At 55.1% G+C, this 15,980-nt stretch carries 15 protein-coding genes and 1 pseudogene; 2 read left to right on the top strand and 14 right to left on the bottom strand.

Features of this window, described 5'->3' with window-relative positions; translation table 11 throughout:
- Positions 1 to 67: 67 nt before the first annotated feature.
- The 11 genes and pseudogenes from F6R98_RS08900 to F6R98_RS08855 form a co-directional block, all read right to left on the bottom strand.
- A pseudogene (locus tag F6R98_RS08900) lies at positions 68 to 370 on the bottom strand (NUDIX domain-containing protein); the annotation flags it as partial.
- A 171-nt stretch (positions 371 to 541) separates the two neighbouring features.
- A complete protein-coding gene (locus tag F6R98_RS08895; protein WP_153248716.1) occupies positions 542 to 1,141 on the bottom strand; it encodes a histidine phosphatase family protein in 600 nt (199 codons plus the stop codon).
- A gap of 46 nt (positions 1,142 to 1,187) precedes the next feature.
- Positions 1,188 to 1,559, bottom strand: a complete 372-nt coding sequence (locus F6R98_RS08890) for an orotate phosphoribosyltransferase (RefSeq protein ID WP_228125182.1) — start codon at positions 1,557 to 1,559, stop codon at positions 1,188 to 1,190.
- A gap of 140 nt (positions 1,560 to 1,699) precedes the next feature.
- Entirely contained in the window at positions 1,700 to 2,077 is a 378-nt protein-coding gene (locus F6R98_RS08885) for a class IV adenylate cyclase (RefSeq protein WP_265588151.1), read from the bottom strand.
- Between the two features lie 35 nt (positions 2,078 to 2,112).
- Positions 2,113 to 2,250: a hypothetical protein gene (locus F6R98_RS21995; protein ID WP_228125181.1), complete on the bottom strand. Its 138-nt coding sequence runs from the start codon at positions 2,248 to 2,250 to the stop codon at positions 2,113 to 2,115.
- Between the two features lie 65 nt (positions 2,251 to 2,315).
- Positions 2,316 to 4,406 (bottom strand): ABC transporter ATP-binding protein, encoded by a 2,091-nt coding sequence (locus F6R98_RS08880; protein ID WP_228125180.1) that lies wholly within the window; start codon positions 4,404 to 4,406, stop codon positions 2,316 to 2,318.
- Between the two features lie 179 nt (positions 4,407 to 4,585).
- Positions 4,586 to 5,149, bottom strand: coding sequence for an NAD(P)H-dependent oxidoreductase (locus tag F6R98_RS08875; protein WP_153248715.1), 564 nt, complete (start codon positions 5,147 to 5,149; stop codon positions 4,586 to 4,588).
- Positions 5,150 to 5,386: 237 nt separating this feature from the next.
- Entirely contained in the window at positions 5,387 to 5,794 is a 408-nt protein-coding gene (locus F6R98_RS08870) for an ExbD/TolR family protein (protein ID WP_153248714.1), read from the bottom strand.
- The gene (locus F6R98_RS08865; RefSeq protein ID WP_194270202.1) at positions 5,794 to 6,555 is read right to left on the bottom strand and encodes a MotA/TolQ/ExbB proton channel family protein; all 762 of its coding nucleotides are present in this window, start codon (positions 6,553 to 6,555) and stop codon (positions 5,794 to 5,796) included. Before F6R98_RS08865 ends, F6R98_RS08870 begins: the two co-directional genes overlap by 1 nt.
- 237 nt (positions 6,556 to 6,792) lie before the next feature.
- Positions 6,793 to 7,647, bottom strand: coding sequence for an energy transducer TonB (locus F6R98_RS08860; RefSeq protein WP_153248713.1), 855 nt, complete (start codon positions 7,645 to 7,647; stop codon positions 6,793 to 6,795).
- Positions 7,648 to 8,016: 369 nt separating this feature from the next.
- Entirely contained in the window at positions 8,017 to 8,619 is a 603-nt protein-coding gene (locus F6R98_RS08855) for a nitroreductase family protein (RefSeq protein ID WP_153248712.1), read from the bottom strand.
- Between the two features lie 437 nt (positions 8,620 to 9,056).
- Here F6R98_RS08855 and F6R98_RS08850 point away from each other — a divergent pair, with 437 nt between their 5' ends.
- Positions 9,057 to 9,674, top strand: a complete 618-nt coding sequence (locus F6R98_RS08850; protein WP_153248711.1) for a bestrophin-like domain — start codon at positions 9,057 to 9,059, stop codon at positions 9,672 to 9,674.
- A 95-nt stretch (positions 9,675 to 9,769) separates the two neighbouring features.
- Positions 9,770 to 10,738: an IS5 family transposase gene (locus tag F6R98_RS08845; protein ID WP_153250884.1), complete on the top strand. Its 969-nt coding sequence runs from the start codon at positions 9,770 to 9,772 to the stop codon at positions 10,736 to 10,738.
- 519 nt (positions 10,739 to 11,257) lie between these two features.
- On the opposite strand, the gene F6R98_RS08840 is transcribed toward F6R98_RS08845, so the two are convergent.
- The 3 genes from F6R98_RS08840 to F6R98_RS08830 all read right to left on the bottom strand — a co-directional run bounded on the left by F6R98_RS08840 (position 11,258) and on the right by F6R98_RS08830 (position 15,920).
- A complete protein-coding gene (locus F6R98_RS08840; protein WP_228125179.1) occupies positions 11,258 to 13,105 on the bottom strand; it encodes an ABC transporter ATP-binding protein in 1,848 nt (615 codons plus the stop codon).
- Complete coding sequence (locus F6R98_RS08835; RefSeq protein ID WP_153248710.1) at positions 13,105 to 15,081, bottom strand: ABC transporter ATP-binding protein; 1,977 nt, start codon at positions 15,079 to 15,081, stop codon at positions 13,105 to 13,107. The genes F6R98_RS08840 and F6R98_RS08835 overlap by 1 nt, the downstream gene beginning before the upstream one ends.
- A 116-nt stretch (positions 15,082 to 15,197) precedes the next feature.
- The gene (locus F6R98_RS08830; RefSeq protein ID WP_153248709.1) at positions 15,198 to 15,920 is read right to left on the bottom strand and encodes a class II aldolase/adducin family protein; all 723 of its coding nucleotides are present in this window, start codon (positions 15,918 to 15,920) and stop codon (positions 15,198 to 15,200) included.
- Between the last annotated feature and the right edge of the window lie 60 nt (positions 15,921 to 15,980).

Genomic DNA, 15,980 nt, shown 5'->3' with positions numbered 1-15,980 from the left:
GGCATGCCGGCTGGGAGCGTTTACAAGAGCGGCGAGGCATTAGAAAGCTCGTCGCTCACGCTGTTGATCAGCCATGACCGCCGACCGGAATTAAATCAGTAGATAAAAATGGGTGTCCTTTTATTTTCCAAAAAAATAGCATGGAAACCGGGAACCACCGTATGCCGCTGAACTCGGTTTCATCGTATTTCATTTCCTGCACGCGGCTCGCATGAACGATATACCAGAGCGAGACATCGGTATGCCCAGCCGTAAGGCGGACGGTCGTTGTGCATGTGATCATCAGCGGCGGCTCGATATCGTGAGCCGCAGTAAACCCAAGCTCTTCCTTGAGCTCGCGCAAAACGGTATTTCTTGGATGCTCTTCCGGCTCGACGTGGCCGGTTTTTCGACCCTGAACAACTCGGCCCCAGAATCAACCCATGCCAATGCATCCGCGAGATGCTCCTGTTCCACCCCATCAAGAGGCTCAATGGCAACAAGTTCGTTTCGTATGTGCGCGCGCATCGAAAATGTAAACCGGTCAGCGTGCCACTGACAGTCAAAACCGAACCGCCAGCAGCGCACGGACATCATAATCAATGCCAAAATTATCTGTCAGCTGTAACGACAGCACAGCACCGTTTTCCAATTGCCAATCAAAGAAGTCGGAAAAATCCCGGCGAACCAGAGCGCGTATCGTCTTCGCAATAAAACCGTGCGCAACAAGAACGACGACTTGTTGCGGATAATCGGCAAGTAAATCGCACAATCCCCGCTGAACGCGAATAAAAACCGCTGCAATCGACTCGCCACCAGTCGGCGCAAGATTCCATTGTCGCGTAATGTTCTGCGACCAAAGCTCAGGATATCGCGCTCGCGCCTCAGTTTGGGTCAGTCCCTCGAATACACCCACATGACGCTCGCGAAATGCATGCATGGCTCGTAGCGAAAGAGACGAATTATCAAAGATGATTTGGGCCGTTTGTTGCGCTCGACGAAGTGGAGACACCACAACGGCATCAATATGTGCCGGCAGCCTGGATTTGAGCGCCTCCACCTGATTTATTCCACACGCCGTAAGCCCGGTATCCAGCGCACCGAGGTAACGCCCTTCGGCATTGGCTTGCGTCTCGCCGTGGCGAACTACATACAAATACATGAGTATTCATGCATTTTATGGAAACGGCAGACACTGACCGTAAGCATTACGCATCCTCTATCTGCGAAATCGTGAAAAGCGCCTTGAGAGGCAAGTCCACGCCGGCAAGCGCCTCTTTACCGCCGGTCTCTCGATCGATCACGCAGAGCGCGCTATCAGGGGCCAGGTGATCTGCCTTGAGCTTTGCCAACGCATCCATGATCGCTCCGCCACTGGAAACAATATCTTCAATGAGCACGAAACGTTTGCCGAATAGGCCTGCGCCCTCCGCGTATTTACATGTTCCGTAATCTTTCGGCTGCTTGCGGATGAAGGCGGCAGGAATCCCGGTTATCTGGCTCATCACCGTGACGATAGGTATACCGCCCATTTCAAGCCCGGCAAGCACTTCCGTACCTTGCGGCACAAGCAGCGCCATTTCCTGGGCGACAGCAAGCAAAAGCTGCGGATTGGCTTCGAACTGCTACTTGTCGAAATAGGTGCCGTTGACTTTCCCGGAGCGCAGAACGAAATACCCGTTAAGACGAGCGCATTGTTTAATTCGTTCGGGGAGGGTACTCATTCTGAATAATTTGATATCAACGTAAAATCGACATTCCCCTGTTGCGCAAGTAAATCAACATAGGCGCTTTCGATCAACTGCCGCGGGTCAATTCCAAGCTGTTCCATTAATGCCCGAGCCTCCAGGATGCCGGCATCGGCAGATTCGCAGTCCGCAAGCACCACCTCCAGTTCCATGAACTGACCCAGACCCTCCACTATGTCGATGTGAACGCGGGTTCTTCCAATCAGAAATAAAGTGCGATGCTTGCTCACTCGCCCGACTTGGCCGTAAGCCAGAGTCAGCGCATCGCGTAGCGTGTCCGGCGAACCGGTTGGAAATCGCATGTAAAACGATTCCTTCGGTCCTTGCTGGCCGGCTCGCCGATAGAAGATGAGTTCTCCACTTCCGTCTGCAAACGCCCGAAGTTTCAGACGTCCGGACTCACAACAAAAAAGGTATCGTCTTGCGGAATTTCGATCGGCCCTTCATCCGAAATGGCTCCGGCTTTAGCTGCGATGGCAACAGCGCTATCGATGCGGGCCTTGATTTCAATGTTGCGAGCCATACTCCAACCTGATAATAAATAATAATTTTACCACTTTTACGCAGCAATCTTTACTAATTAAGCGCTCAAGCTGCCAATCCTTCCAGCCAGCCCTGGGTCTGGATTTCGAACAGTCTGGCATAGAGTCCGCCGTCCCGATTGGCCAGATCTTCATGACGTCCGCGCTCGACCACTCGGCCCTCCTTCAAAACCAGTATCTGATCGGCGTTCATGACGGTGCTGAGCCGGTGGGCGATAATTACTGAACTGCGCCCGGAAACCAGCTGCTCCAACCCCTGTCGCACCAGCACTTCGGACTCCGAGTCCAGCGCGCTGGTGGCCTCGTCCAGAATGATCAGCTCCGGGTCTTTGAGTATTGCGCGGGCAATCGCGACGCGCTGTTTTTCGCCGCCGGAAAGCTTGATGCCGCGCTCGCCTACCAGCGTCTCGTAACCGTCGCTCATGCGCCGGATGAAGCTGTCGGCATGAGCGGCCGCGGCCGCGGCCTGAATAGCCTCCGCGGAGGCTCCCGGACGGGCGAAGGCGATGTTTTCACCGATGCTGTCGTTGAAAAGGGCCACATCCTGCAGCACCACGCCCATCCGGGCGCGCACCGAGCGCTGTTTGTACTCGCGCAAATCGCGGCCATTGATCAGGATACGCCCTTCGGTCGGATCGTAAAAGCGCATCAGCAGCTTCACTATCGTCGATTTGCCGCTGCCGCTGAGACCGACCAGAGCCAGGGTTTCGCCGTCCTGCAGGAAAAAAGAGACGTCGTGGACGGCTGCAGCATTCTTGCCGGGATAGGCGAAGCCGACATGCTCAAAAGCAATGGTTTCGATAGTTACAAGATCCATGGCATCGTGGCTGTCGGCCAGTTCGGTGTCCACATCCAGCAACTCCACCAGCCGTTCGGCGCTGGCTTCGATATCTCCGGCCTGATTGATTTGTCTGGCGATGGGGGCAATCGTGGTAATCAGGCTCTGCGTCAGGGTCAGAACCAGCAGGATGTCCCCGGCCGTCATCCCTCCATGCAGGGCGCTGTAAGTAGCGAGGCCCACTGAAGCACTGACGCCCACGGCGTTGACGACGTTCAATGCCAGGGTCGAACGCCATTCAACCTTGTGGAGCATGTCCCGGGTGACTTTCCACTGCTCCTGGGTTTCGTCATAGCGCTGTTTCACCGCCGGTTCGCCGCCGAAGCTGCGCACGGTGGCAATATTGCCGACCATCTCCGACAGCAAACCGGCCATGCGCCCGGCCATGGCCTGCCAGCCGCGCCGGTAGGGTTTGGCCCAGCCCACGGTCCGGTAGGAAATATAAAAATTGAGGATCAGCACCGCGCTCATCAGCCCGCCGATGATGGGCGCCCTCCATAACAGCACGCCGATGATAAAGAACATTTGCAGAATGTTCGCCAGCGTACCTTCGGTCAGCGAGAACAGCCATTGGGTAATGGACGGAATGGCACCGAAGCGATCCATAATCTCACCGGCCCGTGTTTTCTCGAAATAGTCGATGGACATGCGGGTCATGTTGTCAAACACCCGCTGACGGAAAGTGCTTACCGTTTCCAGCCAGAGATCGTCGGCCTGCTTGTCCTGCAAAGCGCCCAGCACCACCAGGGCGAAGCGCAGGAAAAAAAACAGCGCAAGCACCTGAAGAATGGTTTCAGCCGCTTCGTCGTACGCCAGACGGCCATAGGCCAGCCGGGTAATCACATCGACGATCTTCTTGTACAGATAAGGCGTGCCTGCACCGATAGCGCCTATCGCGGTCCCTGCGGCCAGTACGCCGAAAATACGTCCGCGGTATTCCGGGATGAACTGGATGACGCGCCAGATATTCTTCAGGAACTCAGCTTTTTTTGGCCGTACACGACGGAAAACCTGCGTGATCAGGACAAAACCGATAGACGCGGCAATAACCGTCCCAAGAAGCCGGGTCGCAAATATGTCGGCGACGCGCCCGTGCGCCAGAGCGGATTGCACCGCTACGACGTTCTCCCATGCCGTTTGCAAATGCGCTGCGACGGCGGCAGAAAAATTGCCCGGCTCGCCCGGCCACTGAAGGTCATGCGTGGCGGCAACGCCCAGCAGTACCCCTGCAACCGGGATAGAGACAGTAAGCAGTATGTGTTCGGAGAAAAAACGGAAAGATCGGCGGAGTATGTTCATGAATTTTGGGTGCCGTACAAATTCTGTAGACGTAGACATAACGCATCCCACAGCTGCAGCCGGACAGCACTGGAAAAGGAATCAGTTATATGCCTGTGGACGGTCACTCCGGCAGCACTGCTGTTGCCAGACCTTCAATCCGCGATAGTTAATGTTGCTATTAGGCCAAGCCAGGCCGGTTAGGCGGCAATTGAGCTCACCGAATTGCTGCGGCCAATCAACCCCAGTGTTTGCGCAACGATGGTATCGATGCGCGCGCTGATATCCGGATTGCTGAGCCGATAGTTTCCGTCCTCTTTCACAAAATCGGAATCTTTGACATACACCGTCGCCGGGATGGTGTACACGCCGAAAAAACTTAGCAGTGGACGTAATTGATGTTCCAGCACCAGGCTGTGATGATCGCTTCCTCCGGTTGCCGCCAGCACGGCTACCTTGCCTCTGAGCGACTTGGGGTCCAGCAGGTCGAAAAAATGCTTTAACAGGCCGGAGTAAGACCCTTTGTAAACCGGTGTCCCAACCACGATGACATCCGCGGCTATGAGCTTTTCATAAGCGGAGCCGATCTCGGCTGGTATGCTTTGCGGATCAAGCGCCGCGCCCAAACTGGGCGCTATGCCGGCTATGCTGACAAAACTTTTTTTGGAGAAAGCGCCAACCGCAACCTGTCCGACAATCAAATCGACCAGTACCGAGGTTCTGGACGGATCGGCTAGACTTCCCGATATTCCGACTATGCTCATTAATGTATCCCCTTCCGCTGTGATTAATTCGACCCTTCAGTAGCGCCATGCCTGATATGTACAAGGGGCGATGAGGCAAATTGATGGAACAGTTTCCGGGCACAGGGAAGCCGCCATAAACAATCTTCCGCATGGACGGATACGCCGTAGCCCGGCAATCTTACCTCAACGCCGGCGACTGAATAGTTTTCATCCGCATACAATGTCACGCATCAACCCGCCTTTAAGGGATTCGGCTTACTGTGCGATGGTAAGCACCGACAATTTTGTGACGCCGGCGCGTTCTATGCCCGCCATGGTTTTCGCCACGATGCCATAATTCACGCCTTCGTCGGCATGGAGATGCAGCGCAAGTTCGGGATCGCTAACCTTGCGCGTCTTCAACTCGGACTCGAGCCCTTCCACGCTGGTTTCCATTTTGTCGATATACACCTTGCCCTGAGCGTCTATGCTCACATCGACCGCCTTCTTTTCCTCCGGAGGGGCGGTTTCCGCCGTTTTCGGCAGATTGACATGCACGGCGTTGGTCAACAATGGCGCGGTGACTATAAATACGATCAGCAGCACCAGCATCACATCCACCAGCGGCGTGACGTTGATTTCGCTCAGTACGCCGTCGTCTTCGCTTTGGGTTTGAAAGGCCATCAGGCGTGCGCCTCCTTCGCGTAGATAGAGTCACGGTGAAGTTCGACAACCGGATTTTTACCTTGCACGACGACTTCAGGAGTATCCCCCCCTCTCTTGACGGGGCGTTTGATAATAAAGGAGGTTTTCAATGCCAGATGCACGAAATCCGTGGCGAAGTTATCGAGAAACGCCCAGATGACTTTGTTCCGGCGTAGAAAAAAGTTGTAAGCGATTACTGCGGGAACCGCTACGGCAATACCTATGGCGGTGGCAATCAGGGCTTCACCGATAGGACCCGCCACCACGTCCAGGCTGGCCGAACCGCTTTTACTGATATCCTGCAAGGCATGCATTATGCCCCACACCGTGCCGAACAAGCCGACAAAGGGCGCTGTGCTGCCTATGGTCGCCAGCACGGCCAACCCGCTTTCCAGCGACCCGCGCTCTTTCTGCATCTGCTGGCGTAATCGGCGGTCGAGCAGCTCCTGACGATCGCCGGTATGTTCCAAATCGTGGATCGTCGTCCCGACATCGGCGTCGTGCAGCGTGCTGAACCCTGCCTGAGCGACACGAGCAGCCGGTCCGAAGTATCCCGACAATTCCGACGCGGCGTAAAGATCCGAAGCGCGCCAGAAGGCTTTGTTATAAATGCGGTCGTAATGCGACACCCGCAAGTGCTGAATACCCTTGACCAGGATTAATCCCCATGTGGCTACGGAGAAAGCACCCAATGTCCAAAGTGTGCCATCAACGATGGCGGCTGTGGAAAAATTCTGCATGATGGAACCTCGACTCATTAAATTTTGAATTGAAGAAATATAACTATTCAGCACCACCGAGCGTAACGATGGAAAAGGAGCTGCGGGTAAGGTTGGCGAGACCGTCTGCGGCAAGGATGCCGCAGTCGAGCCTCCATGGATGGACACACGGCGTGTCTCGACAGACTTACCCATAGACCCAGTGCCGGTAGCTGAATAGTTACGAAAATAATGTAAAACCTATTCTTGATCCAATAGCTAACCGGACAGGTTGAAAACGATGGGAACCGTCACCCAGCCGTCGATAGGCGTATTACCCTTCAGGGCCGGAGCGAAATGCCACGAATTCCTGACTGTCTTGACGGCAGCCTGATCCAGTACGTCGTGCCCGCTGGACGTTTGCACGGTCACGTTATCCGGCCTGCCGTTGGGAAGCACATGCACTTTCAGCAAAACCCTGCCGACCCAACCTCTATCCTCGGCGATGCTGGGATAAGCCGGCGCCGGGTTATGCAGATAGCCCGCGCTCGCGCTGGGAGCCGTCACCTTTTCCGCAACAGGCGGCGCCGGCGGCGTGGCTTTTACCGGAGCGGGAGGAGGATCATTCACAGCGGCAACCGGAGCAGGCGGGGGCGGCTCTTCGCTTTCCACCTCCTTGGGCGGCGGCTTGATTTTGGGTTTTTGCGGTTTGAGCGCGACCACGTCTTTTTTCGGCGGTGGCGGCTCGACCTTCTTTTTCACTTGCGGTGGCGGCGGCGGAGGCGGCTCCACTATGGGCTTGGGCGGCTGAAGCAATGTCACCTGCACCATCGGCGGCACCTTGACCGGCGTGATAACGGCGTCATCTTCGGCGGATGTATCGTGAAACTGCTGGACAATGTAAATATGCGCCAGCAGCGTCAATACACCGATTAAAAAATAATCGCGCAAGCTCCTTTCGTCGGATTGCGCATCGCCCCTGAAATCCGCCAGCCCGAAACTGCCGGATTCCGCCGTCAGCGCCGCGCTTTCCGGCTCATAAGCAAAAAAGTTCACCGGAATATTACGGGTTGAACTTCCCGTTACCCTGGGTTCCGCTGCTCCATAACGTAGAGCTGTTAATGGTTTATTCATAGTATCCTGCAGCCTCCCCGATCAAGCATTCACGCCTGGGTTTAAGCCATGAATCGTCAGTTAAAAATCAGTCTCATCGCCATCAACATGCTTGGGTTACAGGTATTGATCTGGCGCACTATCCATGTATCAAGATTTGTGCCAAATAATTCAAAATACGCCCTGCGCTCGGCGCATAGATCGGAACCACGGCCTGGCTGGACGCGGCTCATTGCCGGTCGGGGCGACAAATGAACTACCTGCAATTCACTAGCCGCAAACAGTGTGCATCAAACAGCAGACTGCACTTCTACTGCACCCTGAGCAACACTTGACGCACTCAACAGCCACAAGAACACCCTTTTTTCATCGGGCAGGACGACACCGGTATTATTCCGCCCCGGCGAAGGCAAAACGCCCATCGGCAACCAGATCCGATAACGGTACCCGGCCAGATGGTTTGTTGGCGGATTGCAGCGGTTCAGGGAGTACGGAATTATCGGCGGGTTTGCCCACCGCGATGACAACCTCGATTTCATATTCATCGGGGATGGACAGACTGGAGCGAACGCCGTCCCGGTCAAATCCGCCGATAGCCCGGGTGCTCCATCCCGACAAGTGGGTCTGATTGGCAAAATTGGACCAGGCCGCGCCGGCATCGAAGGAATGTGAACGTAATGGACGCGCGCCTTCAGGAGTCTCACGGTTTTTTTTCGATAGCAGCAGGATCAAGGCCGAGGCATTCGCCGCCCATACCCGGTTGCGCTCGTTCACCAGCTCCAGAAACCGGGGCCAACTTTCCGAATCCCGCTTGGAATAAATGAAACGCCACGGCTGCGAGTTGCTGCCGGACGGCGCCCAGCGAGCCGCCTCGAAACTCTTGAACAGCGTGTCATCGGAGATCGGTTCGCCGCTCAGGGCCTTAGTCGACCAGCGTGAGATGAAAACGGGTTCAATATCATGCAAGGGTTTACGAGAAGATAGCTCACTCATAGTAATGACAGCCTTTTCAAAATGGGAGTTAAAGAATAGCTGGATCGTCTGCGTCGCTACGACGGATATCTCCATTTGGGCAAACGCAGGATTCCGGTACTGCTGGCAAAGACACAATCAAGAATCGTTCCATGAAATCAGGAAGAACGCTGTACTGATGCGCGGCGCAGTGCCGTTTTGAGAGTAGCGTCGATACAGATTCAATACTCAAGCGGCATTGGCGGGCGTGAAGCCCCCCAATGTCAGTAATTATTGGTTACGTTATCTAAAACGGTCTGGATCGGCGCCGTTCATCAACCGGAAAATTTCAGGATCACTTCACTTACAATATAATTTTTATGCTAACATAAAATATCTTATACATAACCTTTCGTTATAAGCTTATTCAATTCCTGTAATTGAAATACTTTTTATAACAAACAAAGCAGGAAGCCTTGATGGTTCAGTGGCTGATCATAGTCTTATTGTTGGCTGTTTCTGTAATACTGCCCCCGCTGATGCTTTGGTGGTTGAGCCAGCGATCGAAACTAACTCCATTTGTCTACAGCCTCGCCGGGGTTGCCCCGCCCTTCATCGGATTGCCGGGCATGCTATTCAGCCTGAACCTTGCCTTTGTCTGTAATGAGACCTGGCAATACAGGGAAACAGCCAAGTCGGCAATGTCGCACGAAGCGGATGCCTTGCGAAATATAGGAAGGATTGCCTCAAATATTCCAGAGCGCGGAGGCATTCCTATTTTGGATGCCGTACGTCAGTATCTTGATGCCGCATGTAGCTTTGACTTTCCGGAAGAAGCAGCTGTTTTCTCGAATGGATCAATCGCCCAGCAAAATAACTTGTCCCTGGCTGCCAACGCCAACCTGGCCGATATAATTTTAAACAGCAACAATCTGGATAAACTACAGCCATCGATTCAACAGGCACTGATAACCCAATTATCAGTCGTTCGCAACAAACGCCTGGAACGCCTCAGCCTTCTTAACATAGAGAAAAGCAAAATAAAGTGGATCTCGCTTATTTACCTTGAACTTATAACCCTGCTAAGGAAACGCTGATTTAATCGCCACCTAATTCCATATATTTATTATGGATATAAATTAACCATGGTATAATAATCAATATATTATACTGAAACGGTTTCCGGCGTATGATGAAACAGACCACCCTCCTTGACGTTCTTCTCCAGCAAAAATCGCGTACCACGCGGCGCGAGACTTTTTTGAACGCGATGGATCAGGTAGTTCCCTGGTCTGAACTGGTCGAGCTCATTCAGCCGGTGTATCCCGCTTCCGGACGAGGTCGTCCGCCTATCGGGATCGAAAGGATGTTGCGATTGTATTTCATCCAGCAATGGTACGGCTTTTCCGACGAAGGAACAGAAGATGCGCTTTATGATATGCCCCTATTAAGCCGCTTTGCCGGAATTGACCTGACGCATGAGCGTGTTCCCGATGCTACCACGCTATTGAACTTCCGCCACCTGCTGGAAGAGCATAAGCTGGCGCCGGTGATGCTGGGCCGCATTAATGCGCTTCTTGAAGCGAAAGGATTACTCATGCGCGAAGGAACGATCGTGGATGCCACGTTGATCGCAGCGCCGCCCTCGACCAAAAACAAAAGTGGCGAGCGCGATCCGGAAATGCACCAGACCAAGAAAGGAAATCAGTGGTATTTCGGGATGAAGGCGCATATTGGTGTGGATGCTGAATCGGGACTGGTTCATACGGTTGTCGGTACGTCGGCGCATGTCAGTGATGTGGTGATGACCAGCGAGTTGCTTCATGGTCGGGAACAAGTGGTCATAGCCGATGCCGGTTACATCGGCGTTGAAAAGCGCGAAGAGAATACCGGGAAAACGGTGGAGTGGTTGATCGCCATGAAGCGCGGCAAGCTAAAAGCGATGCCCGAAGGCCGATGGAAAGAAACGGTGCGCGAGATCGAAAAAAAGAAGGCGCAGATTCGTTCGCGTGTCGAGCATCCGTTCCATGTGATCAAGAACCTGTTTCATTATCGCAAGACGCGGTATCGGGGATTGGAAAAGAACACGCATCAACTACAGATTTTGTTCGGGCTTTGTAATTTGTACCGGAGCCAAAAGCGGCTGATGGGGTCGATATGAGGGATTATTGCGCCCTCAATCCGCCCGAAAGGCGGAAAATGCCGGTAAAACCGGTGGTTTTAAGAGGGAACGCATAAAAAATGCGCCAAAATAGAAAATTTAGGCTCAAAAAAATTGCGCACCGGCGCAGCAACCCAGGTTTTGGCTATTAATCAGCGGTTCCCTAAGTATTTTCATTGTCCATGTAACAAACGGACGAGCGCTGCTTATAGCCTCTTTCCTATTTCTGGGCGGCGTTAATCCTTTTATATTTGCCATATATTCCAGCCAATCACCGTTCTCCGGACTGAATCCCGTTAATCATAAAATACTCATAGAGACGCTGGACCGGGTTAAAGGCGTTGAAGAAATATATAAAAATAAAACTCAATAGATCCCCCTACGGAAAACGCATCCTTAAAAAGGCTGCAATGTAATGTTCGTATGAAACAACCTCATGGGAGCGGGCTTTAGCCGCGATCAGCCTCTTTCGCGGGCTGAAGCCCGCTCCTACAGTGATATTCAACGGTAGCTGAATAGTTACCACTCAAGCTGATTGAGGCACCGCCGTCCCGTCCAGTCATCGAACGAAGCGCGGCTGCCGGCATGCAGGCGGGCATAAAGACCGTTTTTGGCGAGCAATTGCGCGTGATTGCCTTGCTCGACGACGCGTCCGCGATCAAGCACCACGATCAAATCCGCTTCGCGTATGGTCGCCAGGCGATGAGCAATCACCAGGCTGGTCCGCCCTTTCAGCAAACGCTTCAACGCCTGTTGAATATCGCGTTCGGTAAAGCTATCAATATTGGCGGTGGCTTCATCCAGTATGAGAATTTTCGGATCAGCCAGCAGCGCCCGGGCGAAACTGAGCAGTTGACGCTGGCCGATCGACAGATTACCGCCGCGCTGCCCCAACAAAGTGTCGTAACCGTCGGGCAGACGCTCGATAAATCCGTGGGCGCTTACCGCTCTGGCGGCGGCGAATACGTCTTCATGGCTGGCCCCTGGTACACCGTAACGGATATTCTCCAGTATCGTTCCGCTGAACAGAAAAGGCTCTTGCAACACCATGCTGATGCTCTGGCCCAAAGAGTCCTGGGTCGCATCGCGCACGTCCACGCCCCCTACCAGAACCGCACCTTGCCAGACGTCGTAAAATCGATGAGTCAGGGCGGTGATGCTGGTTTTGCCGGAGCCGGTGGGACCGACCAGCGCCACCGTTCGGTACGGTTCCACCCATAGAGACACATCATGCAGTACCGGCTGTCCGGGTCGGTAGCCGAAGGTGACATTGCGAAATTCGATGGACGGTTCCTGATCTTTCAGCGCTATGGCGCCGGGTTGGTCGCGGATAGCCACCGGCACGTCCAGTACCTCGAAGATACGGTGTCCGGCGGCCATTGCGCTTTGCATAGTGGTGTACTGCATGGACAAGGTGCGGATCGGGTCGAAAAAACGCTGGACATAAAAAATATAGGCCACCATCACGCCCACCCCCAGCGTACCAGACAGCACCTTGTCTCCGCCAACGACGACAACGATGCCCATGGCCAAACCGGTCAGCATATCCACTGCCGGCACCATGATCTGGGAGGCTCGGGACGAGTCTATCTGCGCGTCGAGATTTTCACGCGCCCGCTTGCGGTAACGCTTGAAATTAACGGCTTCGCGCCGGTTTTCCTGTACCGTGCGGATGCCGTTGATATTCTCCGCCAGTGCCGCATTTGCGCTGGAAGAGGCTTCCCGCGCGCGGCGGAATTTTGGCCGCGCCCACGGTATCCACAGCGCGCGCACAACGGCCAGTATAGGCAGAACCGTCAAGGTCAACAGACCGAGCCGCACATCCATCCACAGCAGGACCGCGATAATGCCGATCAGCAGAAATAAATCGCCGATCGCCGAAACCGAGTTTTCCATGAATTCCTGCAATGCGTTGACATCGCCCTGCAAGCGCGCCATTAATCGCCCAACCTGGGTTTGATCGTGAAAGGAAAGCGAGACGTCCTGCAAATGAGCGAACATGGCGCGGCGCAGATCGAATATGACGCGTTGCGCCAAATGCGCCGAAATCGATTCCTGCAGATAGGCCAATATCCCGTTCAAGGCAATCAACACGCCGAACCCGGCCAGCACCGTGTTTAACGGAAACGCGGAACGCCCGACCGCGCTATCGACCGCATAGCGAACTGTCAACGGAATGCACACTTGAACCGACGTAGCCAGCGCAACGGCCAGTAAAGCGCCGGCAAGGGTGCGCCGGTAAGGACGGACAAAACCAAACAAACGACGCACCACGCCTCGGTCGAAACGCGTCAATGCATCATCGCCAAAGTCGTGAGCGCCGGCCTCTCTATGGCCCCGCCCCGCTCCATAGCGCATCGCGCTCATCAGGCCACCTCCAAAGCGAGGTTGGACTCGCAGCTTATGGATGGCGATCCGTTCGAATCAGGCAAGTGCTGCAACGCCCACAATTCGGCATAGGTTCCTCCCAGCCGCAGCAATTCGTCGTGGGTTCCGCGCTGAGTGATTTTTCCCTCGTCGAGCACAATGATTTCGTCGGCATGATGCAGAGAGCCGAGGCGGTGGGCTATGATGATGGCGCCTCGATCCCTTACCGTCCCGCGCAGCGAAGCGCGCACCTGCTGCTCGGTCACCGCGTCGATAGCTGCGGTGGAGTCGTCCAGCACGATAATGGCCCGCCCGGCCAGCAATCCGCGTGCAATAGACATGCGCTGGCGCTGCCCGCCCGACAGGGCGACGCCGCGTTCGCCGACGCGGGTCGCATAAGCCTCGGGCAAGCGAACTACATGCTGATGTATCTGCGCAATGGACGCCGCCTCCACCACGCGAGGCTCATCGGCATCCGGCTCTGCATAGGCAACATTGTCATGCACCGTGGCGTCGAACAGGAATATTTCCTGCTGCACCAGTCCCACCGCGCGGCGCAGGGAATCCAGAGTCACCGCGCGAATATCCTGTCCGTCCAGGGTAATCCTGCCCCCGCTCACATCGTAGAAGCGCGGAATCAAATGGGCGAGAGTCGATTTCCCGCTTCCGGGAGGCCCGACGATACCCAGGGTTTTCCCAGGCCCGACCTCGAAGCTGATATCGGAAAGAATTTTCCTTCCCCCCCGGCTATAGGCGAAATCCACCGACTCGAAACGCAGCACGCCCGATCCCGGCGCGAACGTCTTCGCTCCCGGCGCATCCCGTATGTCCGGAACGGCATCCAGCACCTCGAACAGCCGGCTCCCCGCCGATGTGGCTCGCGAACTGGAGTTGACGATCATGCCTATCTGGCGTATCGGCTGCTGCAGCAAGGTCATGAAGGTCAGAAACTCGGTCAACGCTCCCACGGTCATCCCGCCCTCGCCGACCCGATGGCCGCCGACCCACAAAACCAGGCCCATGGCGGTATGGTAGGCGAAGTTCATCAGGCTGACCGAGCCCATGCGTAAGGAGATGCGCCGGTTGGACAACAGCAAAGCCGCCTGGGCGGCCTTATCGAATTTCGCCAATTCGAAGCTTTTGCCGGCGAAGGCGCGCACCACCCGGACGCCCTGCAGGTTTTCCTCCATGAACAAGGTCAGGTCGGACATCAGTTGTTGCAGGCGCTGCCAGGTCAAACGCAACAACAATCCCATGCGGATAGCTCGCCAGGCCACGAAAGGCACAAAGCTCAATGCTATAAGTCCAAGCTCGACATCCACGCTTAAAAGCCGCCAGGCCCCGACGCCCACCAGCAGCAGGACAATCGACCGCAGCAGACCGGATTCCAGAAAGGCGCGGATGCCCTCCAGATCCAGCATGCCGCGGGCGATAAGATCGCCCGAATGATTAGCATCATGGAAGCTGAAGCTCAGGCGCTGGAGTTTCTCGAAGAAAGCCAGACGCAAATCATAGCCCACCCGCTGAGCCACGGCTTCTCCCCAGTAACCGTGCAAGCCTGTCAGGGCGCCGCGCAACGCACAGGCAACGAGGATCATCAAAGCAGTGGCGAGCAGAGCGGCGCGAGGGCTGACCGCGTGGGCATGACCTTCTATCACCAGACGATAGGCCTGCTCCGCCGCCTCTCCCCAGATGTTCGTCGTCAACAGTAGAAAGGCCGCGCGCGTTTCTTCCGGGTGCGTGTGACCTTCGACCAGCAGATGATGAGCCTGATCCACCGCCTGCCCCAATAAGCGCGGAGTCGCCAGGTTAAACGCGGCGGCGGCGAGCGCGCAGGACAATGCGAAAAAACATCGCCAGGGATAGCGAAAACTGAGTTGGGTCAGCCGCCAAAGCACGCGCGGCATGGCCTTGATATCGAGTCCACCTGAAATTTTCGTGTCAGGGGTTACTGCTAAGCAGGAAAAGTAAGACATATTTTTCTTGGGTCAAAGATCGCTTCATGCGGCCATGATTTTTCAACGCCCACGCGAAAACCCCCGGACGAACCCGTCCAGGGGTGATGAGAACTTGCTGTGCTAACGGCAAAAACTCATTTATCCGTTGGCGGAATCAACCCCAGTTCGAGGGCTTGTTGATAAAGACCGCCCATGTTCCATTGCTGTTTCCATACCCCCGGTCCCAAATCCCTGGAACCGCCGATGGATTCGGCAAGTATCTGCAGTCTGGCGCCTTCTTCGAGTATCAGTATGTATTCGGCCAGCTCGCGCAAACCCTTTTTGCCCCATACCGTCGAGCCGCCGTTGGCTTCCAGTATGGCCTGAGTGTGCGGATTTTCCCTGATGCGATCGAGGATGAATTGAACTTCCTCCTGTCTGCGGTCTATGTAAACCGGCACCTCCTTGAACAATTTGAAGCGGATCACCGGCACATAACGGATCGGCAGGGTGCGATGCGTCTGCGCCCAAGCCCCCAGATGCGGCGTATGCACATGGGAAATGCTGGTGACGTCGGCATGTTGCCGGAAGAGCTTCAGGTAACGTCCTGCGCCGCCGTTGTTTTTGCCCAGATAGACGGTGCCGTCGAAACCGACCACTGTGGAGGTGATTTCCTTGTCTGGATTGAACGGCCCCGGATAATTGACGATCACCAGCTTTTCCTCGTTGGGGACCCGCTCGACGAAACCTACGGTGCCTTGGGCTGTGGTGGTGCCGGTTTCCCGGAACACCCGGAACGCCAGTCTGGCTTCCTCGGTGGTTTTGTCCACGAACGCCTGGAGTTCCGGGCTCAACCCCGGAAGAGATGTAACTGACATGTTGGCTACCTTGCTGTTAATTTGATATTGTCATGCGCCGCCGGCGAATCCGGCGGCGCT

This window comes from Candidatus Methylospira mobilis, from assembly GCF_009498235.1.
Taxonomy (GTDB): domain Bacteria; phylum Pseudomonadota; class Gammaproteobacteria; order Methylococcales; family Methylococcaceae; genus Methylospira; species Methylospira mobilis.
Note: the sequence above shows the minus strand (reverse complement) of the source record. Positions and strands in the feature narration are given on the sequence as shown.